The organism is Streptomyces sp. HUAS TT7 (assembly GCF_051550175.1).
Classification (GTDB): domain Bacteria; phylum Actinomycetota; class Actinomycetes; order Streptomycetales; family Streptomycetaceae; genus Streptomyces.
Map to the genome: position 1 here is coordinate 5,063,291 of NZ_CP196175.1, position 11,920 is coordinate 5,075,210.

11 protein-coding genes are annotated in these 11,920 nt (G+C 71.9%); 7 read left to right on the top strand and 4 right to left on the bottom strand.

The features are described 5' to 3' along the window. Positions 1-79 precede the first annotated feature (79 nt). Both ACSHXC_RS22955 and ACSHXC_RS22960 read left to right on the top strand, forming a co-directional pair. Positions 80-655 (top strand): TetR/AcrR family transcriptional regulator, encoded by a 576-nt coding sequence (locus ACSHXC_RS22955; RefSeq protein ID WP_438293394.1) that lies wholly within the window; start codon positions 80-82, stop codon positions 653-655. Between the two features lie 111 nt (positions 656-766). Then, entirely contained in the window at positions 767-3,001 is a 2,235-nt protein-coding gene (locus tag ACSHXC_RS22960) for an MMPL family transporter (protein ID WP_438293395.1), read from the top strand. Positions 3,002-3,146: 145 nt separating this feature from the next. On the opposite strand, the gene ACSHXC_RS22965 is transcribed toward ACSHXC_RS22960, so the two are convergent. Further along, a complete protein-coding gene (locus ACSHXC_RS22965) occupies positions 3,147-3,551 on the bottom strand; it encodes an SsgA family sporulation/cell division regulator (RefSeq protein WP_438293396.1) in 405 nt (134 codons plus the stop codon). 211 nt (positions 3,552-3,762) lie between these two features. On the opposite strand from ACSHXC_RS22965, the gene ACSHXC_RS22970 reads away from it, so the two are divergent. The 5 genes from ACSHXC_RS22970 to ACSHXC_RS22990 all read left to right on the top strand — a co-directional run bounded on the left by ACSHXC_RS22970 (position 3,763) and on the right by ACSHXC_RS22990 (position 8,812). Then, positions 3,763-4,839, top strand: a complete 1,077-nt coding sequence (locus ACSHXC_RS22970; protein ID WP_438293397.1) for an energy-coupling factor ABC transporter permease — start codon at positions 3,763-3,765, stop codon at positions 4,837-4,839. Between the two features lies 1 nt (position 4,840). Then, positions 4,841-5,602, top strand: a complete 762-nt coding sequence (gene cbiQ / locus ACSHXC_RS22975) for a cobalt ECF transporter T component CbiQ (protein WP_438293398.1) — start codon at positions 4,841-4,843, stop codon at positions 5,600-5,602. Between the two features lie 11 nt (positions 5,603-5,613). Further along, positions 5,614-6,381, top strand: a complete 768-nt coding sequence (locus ACSHXC_RS22980) for an energy-coupling factor ABC transporter ATP-binding protein (RefSeq protein ID WP_438293399.1) — start codon at positions 5,614-5,616, stop codon at positions 6,379-6,381. A 473-nt stretch (positions 6,382-6,854) separates the two neighbouring features. Then, complete coding sequence (locus tag ACSHXC_RS22985; protein WP_438296763.1) at positions 6,855-8,021, top strand: serine hydrolase domain-containing protein; 1,167 nt, start codon at positions 6,855-6,857, stop codon at positions 8,019-8,021. After that, on the top strand, positions 8,018-8,812 hold the full coding sequence (locus ACSHXC_RS22990) for an SDR family NAD(P)-dependent oxidoreductase (protein ID WP_438293400.1): 795 nt from the start codon (positions 8,018-8,020) through the stop codon (positions 8,810-8,812). The genes ACSHXC_RS22985 and ACSHXC_RS22990 overlap by 4 nt, the downstream gene beginning before the upstream one ends. A 28-nt stretch (positions 8,813-8,840) precedes the next feature. Here the strand turns inward: ACSHXC_RS22990 and ACSHXC_RS22995 are convergent, their stop codons facing one another. The 3 genes from ACSHXC_RS22995 to ACSHXC_RS23005 are packed head-to-tail and all read right to left on the bottom strand — an operon-like array spanning position 8,841 to position 11,860. Then, complete coding sequence (locus tag ACSHXC_RS22995; protein ID WP_438293401.1) at positions 8,841-9,686, bottom strand: EamA family transporter; 846 nt, start codon at positions 9,684-9,686, stop codon at positions 8,841-8,843. Beyond that, positions 9,683-10,201, bottom strand: a complete 519-nt coding sequence (locus ACSHXC_RS23000; RefSeq protein ID WP_438293402.1) for a YbaK/EbsC family protein — start codon at positions 10,199-10,201, stop codon at positions 9,683-9,685. Before ACSHXC_RS23000 ends, ACSHXC_RS22995 begins: the two co-directional genes overlap by 4 nt. A gap of 33 nt (positions 10,202-10,234) precedes the next feature. Next, positions 10,235-11,860, bottom strand: a complete 1,626-nt coding sequence (locus ACSHXC_RS23005) for a penicillin-binding transpeptidase domain-containing protein (RefSeq protein WP_438293403.1) — start codon at positions 11,858-11,860, stop codon at positions 10,235-10,237. Between the last annotated feature and the right edge of the window lie 60 nt (positions 11,861-11,920).

Sequence of the window (11,920 nt, forward strand, 5' to 3'; positions counted from 1 at the left end):
TTACCTTCGTACGGTACGAAGAGTTCGGTACGCGCGATTCGTACGCACACGTCGCACGCGCGAGGAGAGGAGGTCGATCATGGCGGGCAGGCTCACCCCGGAACGCGAGGCAGAGCTCTACGAGGCCGTGCTCGACCTGCTGCGCGAGGTCGGTTACGACGCCCTCACCATGGACGCCGTCGCCACCCGCACCCGCTCCAGCAAGGCCACCCTCTACCGCCAGTGGGGGAGCAAGCCGAAGCTGGTCGCGCGCGCCCTGCGGCACGACAAGCCGGTCACTCTCGCCGAGATCGACACGGGCTCGCTGCGCGGCGACTTCCGTGAGCTGGTCTACCGCGAGGACGACTGCAAGATGGAGAAGGACTCCGCGCTGATGCGGGGTCTGATGCGGGCCGTGCACGACAACCCCGATCTCCACCAGGCACTGCGGGAGCTGCTCATCGAGCCGGAGATCACCGGTCTCGACGCGGTGCTGCGACGCGCCGTGGACCGCGGTGAGGTCCGCGGGGACAACCCCGCGTTGTCCTATGTTGTACACATGTTGGTCGGCGCGTTCGTCGCCCGGCAGCTCATCGAGGACCGCCCGGTCGACCGGGCCTTCCTCGGCCATTACATCGACGCCGTGGTCCTCCCCGCCCTCGGCGACCCCTGCTAGACACCCCCTCCCCACGCACCACCCGCCCCACCTGACGCACGCCGCTCTCGTCGTCGGGCTGGTTCCCCATGCCCTGCTGGTTCCATACGACTTGACCGGGAGTACGCCCTCGTGGCCACGTTCCTCTATCGCCTAGGCAGGTTCGCCTTCCGGCGCCGCCGCTACGTCGCCCTGGTGTGGGTGGCGCTGCTCGCCCTCGCCGGGTTCGGCGCCGCCTCCGCCGCCACCGCCACCTCCTCCTCCTTCTCGATCCCGGGCACCGAGGCTCAGCGCGCGTTCGACCTGCTCAAGGAGCGGAACCCGAACGCGAGCGCCGACGGCGCCACCGCCCGGATCGTCTTCAAGGCGCCCGCGGGCCAGAAGATGGCCGACCAGGCCAACAAGGCCGCGGTCGAGAAGACGGTCGCGGGCCTGAAGGCCGGCTCGGACCAGGTCGCCGCGGTGACCGACCCGTTCAAGGCCAACGCCGTCTCCGACAACGGCAAGGGTCCGATCGCGTACGTCCAGGTGTCGTACAAGACCAACGCGATGGAGCTGACCGACGACACCCGCGACGCGCTCAAGAAGAGCGGCGACGAGGCGAAGAAGGCCGGGCTCACCGTCGAGATCGGCGGTGACGCGCTGCAGGCCATGCCGGAGCAGGGGGCCGGCGAGATCATCGGCGTGATCATCGCGGGCGTCGTCCTGGTGATCACCTTCGGGTCGCTGGTGGCGGCCGGGCTCCCGCTGCTCACCGCGCTCATCGGCGTCGGCATCGGTATCTCCACGATCACCGCACTCGCCAACGTGCTCGACCTCGGCACCACCACCGGCACCCTCGCGATGATGATCGGGCTCGCGGTCGGCATCGACTACGCGCTGTTCATCGTCTCCCGCTACCGGGCCGAGCTGGCCGAGGGCAGGGAGCGCGAGGAAGCCGCCGGACGGGCCGTCGGAACGGCGGGCTCCGCCGTGGTGTTCGCCGGTCTGACGGTGGTCATCGCGCTGGTCGGCCTCGCCGTCGTGAACATTCCGATGCTCACCAAGATGGGCGCGGCCGCGGCCGGCACGGTCGTCATCGCCGTCCTCATCGCGCTCACCCTGATCCCCGCGCTGCTCGGCTTCGCCGGCAAGCGCGTGCTCGGCCGCAAGGCCCGCAAGGCGTACGAGCAGGGCGGCAAGGCCGCCGAGGGCAAGCCCAACATGGGCACCCGCTGGGCGAGCTTCGTGCTGCGCAAGCCGGTGTGGGTGCTGCTCGTCGGCGTGCTCGGCCTCGGCGCGATAGCGCTGCCGGCGAGCTCGCTCCAGATGGGCCTGCCGGACGACGGCTCGCAGCCGACCTCCACCACGCAACGCCGCGCCTACGACACCCTCTCCGAGGGCTTCGGGCCCGGCTTCAACGGGCCGCTCATGGTCGTCGTCGACGGCAAGGACAGCCCGAACCCGCGGGCCGCCGCCGACAAGACGGCCGACGCGATCAAGAAGCTGCCGGACGTGGGCCCGGTGCTCCCGCCGCTGTTCAACAAGGACAACGGCAACAACACGGCGACCATCACGGTCATACCGAAGTCCAAGCCGTCCTCCACCCAGACCGAGGACCTGGTCCACTCGATCCGGGACACCAACGAGTCGATCAAGGCCGAGACCGGTGCGAAGCTCCTGGTCACCGGCTCGACCGCGATGAACATCGACTTCTCGCAGAAGATGAACGACGCCCTGCTGCCCTACCTGGCACTCGTCGTCGGGCTCGCCTTCCTGCTCCTGATGGTGGTCTTCCGCTCGGTCCTGGTCCCGCTCAAGGCGGCCCTCGGCTTCCTGCTCTCGGTGGTCGCGGCCCTCGGCGCGGTCGTCGCGGTCTTCCAGTGGGGCTGGCTCGGCGCGCTGTTCGGCGTGCAGCAGACCGGCCCGATCATGTCGATGATGCCGATCTTCATGGTGGGCGTGGTCTTCGGTCTCGCGATGGACTACGAGGTCTTCCTGGTCACGCGGATGCGCGAGGCGTACGTCCACGGCGAGCGGCCGGGTCAGGCGATCGTCACCGGGTTCAAGCACGGCGCCCGGGTGGTGACGGCCGCCGCCGTGATCATGATCGCGGTGTTCTCCGGCTTCATCGGCTCCAGCGAGCAGATGATCAAGATGATCGGCTTCGGCCTCGCGATCGCGGTCTTCTTCGACGCGTTCATCGTCCGCATGGCGATCGTGCCCGCGGTGCTCGCGCTGCTCGGCGCGAAGGCCTGGTGGCTGCCGCGCTGGCTGGACCGGGTGCTGCCGAACGTCGACGTCGAGGGCGAGGGCCTGCGCACGCAGGAGGCCGAGCTCGACGGCGACGGCGACCCCGACGGGCGTCGCGAACTGGCGCGGGTCTGACCCCGCCTCCCTGAACGCCGGGACCCCGCGAACCGAGCGGCCGTGGGTCCCGGCCGACGTCGGCGGCCTGTGGGGACGGGACCGCCGGCGCCCCTCGGCCCCTCGTGCGTACCGCGCACGGGGGGCCTCCGCATGTCCGGGGACTTCAGCGGTGGCGGCCCGCCGGGGACGGGGCCGTCCGCGTGTCGGTGGCGTAGGTGTGGCTCAGGAAGCGGACCAGGGGCGTGTTGTCGAACTGGACCACCGCGACGCCCTCCGGCGAGTGGAATTCGAGGACCGTCTGGGCGCGGCCGCACGGCCACACCTCCACGTCGCCCCGGCGGGCGGGCGCGCGCAGCCCCGATTCGAGGAGGTCGCGCGGGAAGACCCATTCGTTCCCGCCCGGGAAGGCGAAGCACACCGTGCCGGGGGAGTCGCCGGGGTCGTAGCGCAGCTTCACCGGGACGGGATTGGTGAGCGGGGCGTCCGTGACGATGCGGGCCCGGGCGTGATCCTCGACGGAGCGGGTTTCGGCGTGTTCCTCGGCGTGGTCCTCGACTGCGGGGGACATCGGTCGCTCCTCACGCTGGGTGCTGCTTGAAATCCGGTTCGTGCTATTCGGTATCAAATGTCCCATATTTTTCGGGTAAACCCCCAGCGAGTCGGCTTGGCACTTGGTACTGGGCCGCTCTTGCGAAGGGTTCGCAACAGGGCACTATCATCAAACGGTTCTGCGCATGCCGCGCAGGGAAGAGGGCGCCACGGGAAATCGGAGTCCCCCTATGCACGTACCCGATGGATTCATCAACGCACCTGTATCGGCGGTCACAGGTGCGGTCGCCGCCGGAGCCGTCGCCGTCAGCCTGCGCGGGGCGCGCCGAGAGCTTGGGGGTACCTCCCACGCATTGAGCAGTGGGGGAGAGAAGACGGCGCCGCTGGCCGGTCTCGTCGCCGCGTTCATCTTCGCCGTGCAGATGCTCAACTTCCCCGTCGCGGCCGGCACCAGCGGCCATCTGCTCGGCGGCGCGCTCGCCGCGATCCTCGTCGGGCCCTACACCGGTGTCCTGTGCGTGTCCGTGGTCCTGCTCATGCAGGGCATCCTGTTCGCCGACGGCGGCCTCACCGCGCTCGGCGTGAACATCACCGACATGGCGATCACCACCACCGTCGTCGCCTACGCCCTCTTCCGCGGCGTGGTGAAGGTGCTGCCCCGCACCCGCCGCTCGATCACCGTCGCCTCGTTCGTGGCCGCGCTGCTCTCCGTCCCGGCCGCCGCACTCGTCTTCACTGCGATCTACGCGCTCGGCGGCACCACCGACGTGCCGATCACCAAGGTGCTCACCGCGATGGTCGGCGTGCACGTCCTGATCGGCGTCGGCGAAGCCGTGATCACCGCGCTGACCGTGGGCGCCGTCATCGCCGTACGCCCCGACCTCGTGCACGGCGCCCGCGGCCTGACCGCGCCGCTCAAGCTGCGCGTCGGCGGCGAGCTGGTCGACGCGCCGGCCGCCGCCCCCGCCGCGGCCCGCACCCGCTCCACGAAGAAGGTGTGGGGCATCGGCATCGTCACCGCGCTCGTCCTCGCCGGGTTCGTCTCCTTCTACGCCTCGGCCAGCCCCGACGGCCTGGAGAAGGTCGCCCACGACAAGGGCATCGACGCCAAGACCAAGCCGCACGCCACCTCCGACTCGCCGCTCGCCGACTACTCCGTCAAGGACATCGGCGACGCCCGCCTGGCCGGCGGCCTCGCCGGAGTGATCGGCGTCGGCGTCACCGTCGCGGTGGGCAGCGGCGTGTTCTGGGTCGTACGCCGCCGCCGTACGGAGCCCGCCCCCGAGCGCACCCCGGAAGCGGTCTGACGTGGGAGCGGGCCACTCCCACCGGCTCTACCGGCACGGCCACTCGCCCGTCCACGACCTGCCCCCGCACTGCAAGCTCGCCGCGGTGTTCCTGTTCGTGGTCGTCGTGGTGTCCACACCGCGCGAGTCGATGTGGGCCTTCGCGCTGTACGCCGTGCTGCTCGCCTGCGTGGCGGGCGCGGCCCGCATCCCGGCCGGGTACCTGCTCAAGCGGCTGCTGATCGAGATCCCGTTCGTGGCGTTCGCGGTGCTCATGCCGTTCGTCGTGCCCGGCGAGCAGGTCCACGTACTCGGCCTCTCGCTCAGCGAGAACGGGCTGTGGGGCGCCTGGAACGTACTCGCCAAGGGCACCCTCGGCGTCGCCGCCTCCGTGATCCTCGCCTCCACCACCGAACTGCGCGCCCTGCTGCTCGGCCTGCAGCGCCTCAAACTGCCGCCGCTCCTCGTCCAGATCGCGTCCTTCATGATCCGGTACGGGGATGTGATCACCGACGAGATGCGGCGGATGTCCATCGCCCGCCGCTCGCGCGGCTTCGAGGCACGCGGGGTGCGCTCCTGGGGCGTCCTCGCCAAGTCGGCCGGCGCGCTCTTCATCCGCTCCTACGAACGCGGCGAACGCGTCCATCTCGCGATGGTCAGCCGCGGCTATGCCGGGGCCATGCCGGTGATCGACGAGGTGACGGCGACCCGCGCCCAGTGGACGCGGGCCGCGGCCCTCCCGGCGACGGCACTGGCCGTCTGCCTGCTGGGCTGGACGCTGTGAGAGGCACTCCTATGACTGAGGCAACTGTGAACGTCCCCTCCCTCGAAGTGTCGGGGCTGGCCTTCGCCTACCCCGACGGCCATCAGGCGCTGTTCGGCGTCGACCTGACGGTGGCGCGGGGCGAGCGGGTCGCGCTGCTCGGCCCCAACGGCGCGGGCAAGACCACCCTCGTCCTCCATCTCAACGGCATCCTGGAGGGCGGCGCGGGCTCGGTGACCGTGGCCGGGCTGCCCGTCGCCAAGAAGAACCTCGCCGAGATCCGGCGCCGGGTCGGCATCGTCTTCCAGGACCCCGACGACCAGCTCTTCATGCCGACCGTCCGCGAGGACGTCGCCTTCGGCCCGGCGGCGTCCGGGGTGCGCGGGGCGGAGCTGGAGGAGCGGGTTCTCGGCGCGCTCGCCCAGGTGGGGATGGCCGAGTACGCGGACCGGCCGCCGCACCACCTGTCCTTCGGGCAGCGTCGCCGGGTCGCCGTCGCGACGGTCCTCGCCATGTCCCCGGAGATCCTCGTCCTGGACGAGCCGTCGTCCAACCTGGACCCGGCGTCGCGGCGCGAACTGGCCGACATCCTGCGGGGGTTGGACGTGACGGTCCTCATGGTGACCCATGATCTGCCGTACGCGCTGGAGCTGTGCGAGAGGTCTGTGATCCTGAGCGAGGGGGTCATCGCGGCGGACGGCCCCACGGGGGAGGTCCTCTCCGACGCGTCCCTGATGCGGGCGCATCGCCTTGAGCTCCCGTTCGGCTTCGACCCGTCGTCGACGGCGGCGCTCCGCTAGGGGGGCGGGCTATTTCGGCGCGGGCCCGCCGCGTCCCTTTGCGCAGTTCCCCGCGCCCCTAACCCGCTTTCGTCCTCGCGCCGTGGGTGGTTGCTCGCGCAGTTCCCCGCGCCCCTGGCAGGGTGCGGTCCGGCTTCCCATGGCTGCGCCCCGGACCCCGGCGCTCGTCAGCCTGCGGACCGTGCGTGGCTGGTCGCGCAGTTCCCCGCGCCCCTGGCTGCGTCGGTGCTGGCCCGCATCAGGGCATTTCAGCCCGTCCGGCGTTTGAGGACGAGCGCCCTTGAGGCGCGATACGGGGTCTGGGGCGGAGCCCCAGGAAACCCGGCTTCACCTCTTCCAACCCCCGGAGGGTTTAGGGAAGGGGCGGGGTGGGGGGCATCCCGGGGTCTGGGGCGGAGCCCCGGCGCACCCCACCCGCCCGTCGGGCACCATGGGTAGGGGCACCACCGCGGCGCCCAGCAGGATGGGGAGCGATCGTGGTCGACGTACAGGGCGCCGTAGCACCGGGCTACGAGCCCGTGAAGGACGCCTTCGTGCGGAACTTCGCGCAGCGAGGCGAGCGCGGCGCGGCAGTCGCCGTGTACCGGCACGGCCGCAAGGTCGTCGACCTGTGGGCCGGCACCAAGGACGTGGACGGCACCGCCCCCTGGGCGCTGGACACCGCCCAGATAGTCCGCTCGGCCACCAAGGGCGTGGCCGCCGCCGTCCCCCTCCTCCTGCACCAGCGCGGCCGACTGGACCTGGACGCCCCGGTGTCGACGTACTGGCCCGAGTTCAAGGCGGCCGGCAAGGAGCGCACCCTCGTACGGCACCTGCTCTCGCACCGCGCCGGGGTGCCTGCCCTGGACCACCCGCTCACCCCCGCCGAGGCCGGCGACGGCGAGAGCGGGCCGGCCGCCGTGGCCGCGCAGCCCCCGTTCTGGGAGCCCGGCACCGCGCACGGCTACCACGCGCAGACCTACAGCTGGCTGCTCGGCGAGCTGGTCCGGCGGGTCACCGGGCGCACCATCGGCCGCTGGGCGGCCGAGGAGGTGGCCGGGCCGCTCGGCCTGGACTTCTGGATGGGCGTGCCGGACGCCGAGGCGCACCGGGTGGGTCGGGTCGGTCCCGTCGAGGCGCCCGAGGCGGGCGACGGCGGGCTGCGCCTGAGGCCGAAGCGCAGCGTTGCCGAGGCCTACCAGGACCCGCACTCGCTGACCCGGCGCGCGTTCGGCGCGATCGACCCGCTGCCGGACGAGAACGACCCCGCCTACCGCGCCGCCGAACTCCCCGCCTCCGCGGGCATCTCCACCGCCCGCGCACTGGCCCGCTTCTACGCCGCCACCTTCGGTGAAGTGGACGGCGGGGAGCGGCTGTTCGCGCCCGCCACGCTCACCCTGGCCCGCACCGAGGAGAGTGCGGGACCGGACAGGGTCCTGGTCGTGAACACCCGCTTCGGGCTCGGCTACATGCTGCACGGCCCGGCTTCCCCGCTCCTTGGCCCCGGGTCCTTCGGACACCCCGGGCGGGGCGGCTCGCTGGGCTTCGCCGACCCCGAGTCGGGGACCGCGTTCGGCTATGTGACCAACGGCCTGCAGAAGGGCGTCACCGCCGACCCCCGTGCCCAGGCCCTGGTGCGGGCACTACGTTCGACCGTATGACGCATCCTCAGAAGGCCATCCAGGCAACACGCTTCGAAGGACACGCGGTACTGATCACCGGCGCGGGGCGCGGCATCGGCGCCGCCACCGCGCGCAGACTCGCCGCCGAGGGCGCCCAAGTCCTCGTCACCGACGTCGAGTCGGCGCGGGCCGAGGCCGTGGCCGCCGAACTCAAGGGTGCCGTCGCCCGGCACTGCGACGTGTCCGACCGGGCTTCGGTGGAGGCCGCGGTCGCCTGCCCCGTCGAGGAGTTCGGCCGGCTCGACGTCCTGGTCAACAACGCCTATTCCTGCAGCCCGGACGCAGCCCGCTTCGAGGACCAGGACGACGAGAGCTGGGCCCGCGACCTCGACATCAGCCTCACCGGCGCCTTCCGCTGCGCCCGCGCCGCACTGCCGCACCTCGCCGCGTCCGGCCGGGGCGCGATCGTCAACGTCGGCTCGGTCAACGGCGAGCAGGACTTCGGCAACCACGCCTACAGCGCCGCCAAGGCGGGTCTCGCCTCGCTGACCCGTACGCTCGCCGGGGACGCCGCGCCGCGCGGGGTGCGGGTCAACCTCGTGCAGCCCGGCACCGTCCACACCCCCACCTGGGACGGCCGCGAGGCCCAGCTGGAGCGGATGGCGAGGATGTACCCGCTGGGCCGGGTCGGCGAGCCCGAGGACATCGCGGCGGCCGTCGCCTTCCTCGCCTCGGCCGACGCGTCCTGGATCACCGGCACCACCCTGCGCGTCGACGGCGGCCTCCTCGCCGTCAACACGGGCCTCCAGCGGGCGGCCCGCGGGGAGTGACGTCCCCGGCTGCGGGCGCCGGTGCGGCTCACCCCGCCCGCAGCATCAGGCCGATGCCCACCACCAGGAGGCCCGCCGCGGCGATGCGGGGTGCGCCGAAGCGCTCCTTGAAGAAGACCGCGCCGATCGCCGCGCCCACGATGATCGACGATTCGCGCAGCGCCGCGATCGGGGCGAGCGGCGCCCTGGTCTGCGCCCACAGGACGAGCCCGTACGCGGTGACCGACAGGGCCGCGCCGAGAAGCCCGCGGACCGCGAACGGGCGCAGGTCCACGGCCAGTTGGGACCTTCGGCGGTACAGGGCGTAGGCGGGGATGGCCAGGCCCTCCAGGATCATCAGCCAGGCGATGTAGCCGAACGAGGTCCCGGAGGCGCGCACCCCCATGCCGTCGACGACCGTGTACCCGGCGATCGTGAGGCCGGTGGCGAGGGCCGCGAGGATGGCCGGCCAGTCGGGCCGCGAGCCGCGCAGGCCCCACAGGGCGACCCCGACCAGACCCGCGCAGGCCACCGCCACGCCCGCCATCTGCCAGGCACCCGGCATCTCGTGCACGAACACGGCGGCGAGCACGGTCACCACCAGCGGGGCCGTGCCGCGCGCGATCGGATACATCTGCCCGAAGTCGCCCAGCGTGAACGACCGCATGAGCAGCACCATGTACGCGACGTGCAGCGCCGCCGAGACCAGCAGATACGGCCAGGCCCCGCCGTCCGGCAGCGCCGCGATCGGCAGCGCGAGCAGCCCTATCAGCGCGCCGCCGCCGGATATCAGGGTGAAGGAGAGCAGCTGGTCCTTGAGGTGGTGGGCCAGCGCGTTCCAGCTGGCGTGCGTGAGGGCCGCGAGCAGCACCGCGCACGTGACGGTCAGCGTCACTTCTGCTCGGACACGTCGACGAGGGTGCCGCCCGCGTGCGCGATCAGCGTCTTCGGGTCGAGCGGGAAGACGGTGTGCGGGGTGCCCGCCGCCGCCCACACCACGGGGTGGTCGAGCAGCCCCCGGTCGGCGAGCACCCGGGTGCGGGTGAGGTGCCCGAACGGCGGGACCCCGCCGATCGCGTACCCGGTGGTCTCCCGGACGAGATCCGCGTTCGCCCGCTTGACCTCCGCCGCCCCCAACTCCCGGCGCACCAGCTCCACATCGACCCGCGAGGAGCCGTCCACGAGGACGAGCACGGGCACCCCGTCCGCCTCGAAGACCAGCGACTTCACGATCTCGCCGACATCGCAGCCGATGGCGGCGGCCGCCTCGGCGGCGGTCCTCGTGGCGTCCGGGAAGCGGCGCACGTCGACGTCGAGGCCGAGGGTGCGCAGCGCCTCGGCGAACCGGGGGTGGGCGAGGGATTCCTTTGAGCTCATGGCCCGCACGCTACTGGTGGGTGTACGGGCCATGCGAGGGGGTTTCAGGGAGGCGGCGGTGGGCCCTCAGCCCGCGCGCAGAACTTGCGCCACGATGGGCCCGGCCGCGTCCCCGCCGTGCCCGCCGGACTGCACCAGGGCGGCGGCCGCGAGGTCGTCGCTGTATCCGGTGAACCAGCTGTCCGACTTGTTCTGGCCGTCCTTCTCCGCCGAGCCGGTCTTGGCGCCCTTGTCGCCGCCGACGCCCGCCATGGCCTCGGTCGCCGTCCCGTAGGAGGCGGTCGCGGTGATGTGCATCATCGCGCGGAGCTGGCCGGCGATGCCCGAGGGCAGCGGGTCGGCCTGGGCCAGCACGCGGCCGTCCAGGGACTGCGGCACGATCACCGGCTGGCGGAACCGGCCCGACTGCGCGGTCGCCGCGATGGACGCCATGTCGAGCGGGCTCATCTGCACCTTGCCCTGACCGATGTACGCCGCCGCCGTCTCGGCACCCGCGGAGGCGGGCACACTGCCGTCGAAGGAGGGCACGCCGACCTTCCAGTCCTGGCCGATGCCGAAGTAGTTGGCCGCCACCCGCCCCAGCGCCCCGTCGTCGTTCACGTCGTCGACGAGCTTGATGAAGGCGGTGTTGCAGGACCGGGCGAAGCTCTTGGAGAAGGGCTGGCCGTCCATCGAGAAGTTGTTGAGGTTGTGGAAGGTGACCCCCTGCCACATCGCGTCCGCCGGACATTCGGCCGGCTTGTCCGGGGACGCCTTGCCCTTCTCGATCAGCATCGCCGCGGTGACGATCTTCATCGTCGAGCCGGGCGCGACCCGGCCCTGGAGCGACGCCGGGAACTTGTCGTTGCGGTTGTCCGCGACCGCCCGGATCTCACCGGTGCTGGGCTTGACGGCCACCACCGACGACTCCCCGAACCGCTTCACGGCCTTTTCGGCGGCCGCCTGCGCATCCGCGTCGAGCGTCGTCTTCAGCTTGCCCGGCGTGCCCTTCTGCAGGGTGATCAGCGTGCGCGCCGGGGTGCCGTTGCCCTGGATCTGGAGCTCGATGCCCGGCGTACCGTTCACCTTGGCGCCGTACTTCTCGCGCAGCCCGTCCAGGATCGCCCCCAGCGACGGGTACTGCTCCTTGGTCAGCGGGCGGTCCTTGTAGTCGACGGCCTGGATCTCGGGGCTCTGCGCCTTGTCCGTCACCAGCCGCTCGCCCGTCTTCAGCTGCGGGTGCAGCACGGCGGGCTGCCAGTCGACCAGCGCCTTGTGCGTGGACTGGCCGCGTACGACGGTGAGTTGGGAGGCGTAGGACAGCGGGGACGTCCTGCCCTCGAAGGAGATGTCGGCCTTGACCGTGTACGGGACGACCGCCCCGTTCGGCGCGCCGGGGGTGACCACCACGTTCGTGAGGTGCGCCTGGTCGCGGAAGCCGGTCAGTGCCGCCGAGGCGCCCTGCTGGTTGTTGGTCAGGGCGGCGGCCCCCGCCGCGTCGCCCTTCGCCCAGGCCTGGAAGAACCCGGTGGAGGTCTCCTTGATCTCGTCCGCGCCCGGCGGCCCGGTGCGCGCGGGCGCGCCCTGCGTGTGCGTCCCGCCGGAGCCCTTGTCGTCACCCCCGCCCACCAGCGTGTAGGCCCCGTACGCCACACCACCGGCGGCCACCACGAACACCCCGCCCACGATGGCGACCTTCGCTCCACTGCGCATTCCGCAGTTCCCCTCCCCAGGAGTCCCCCGAACCTCTTGAACGTGTTCAAGGGGTTGCTT

What these genes read in the sequence shown, in the direction of transcription:
- ACSHXC_RS22955 (WP_438293394.1), top strand. Translation starts at nt 80, where the DNA reads ATGGCGGGCAGGCTCACCCCGGAACGCGAGGCAGAGCTCTACGAGGCC.
- ACSHXC_RS22965 (WP_438293396.1), bottom strand. Translation starts at nt 3,551, where the DNA reads ATGTCCCCCGCAGTCGAGGACCACGCCGAGGAACACGCCGAAACCCGC.
- ACSHXC_RS22970 (WP_438293397.1), top strand. Translation starts at nt 3,763, where the DNA reads ATGCACGTACCCGATGGATTCATCAACGCACCTGTATCGGCGGTCACA.
- ACSHXC_RS22980 (WP_438293399.1), top strand. Translation starts at nt 5,614, where the DNA reads ATGACTGAGGCAACTGTGAACGTCCCCTCCCTCGAAGTGTCGGGGCTG.
- ACSHXC_RS22990 (WP_438293400.1), top strand. Translation starts at nt 8,018, where the DNA reads ATGACGCATCCTCAGAAGGCCATCCAGGCAACACGCTTCGAAGGACAC.
- ACSHXC_RS23000 (WP_438293402.1), bottom strand. Translation starts at nt 10,201, where the DNA reads ATGGCCCGTACACCCACCAGTAGCGTGCGGGCCATGAGCTCAAAGGAA.
- ACSHXC_RS23005 (WP_438293403.1), bottom strand. Translation starts at nt 11,860, where the DNA reads ATGCGCAGTGGAGCGAAGGTCGCCATCGTGGGCGGGGTGTTCGTGGTG.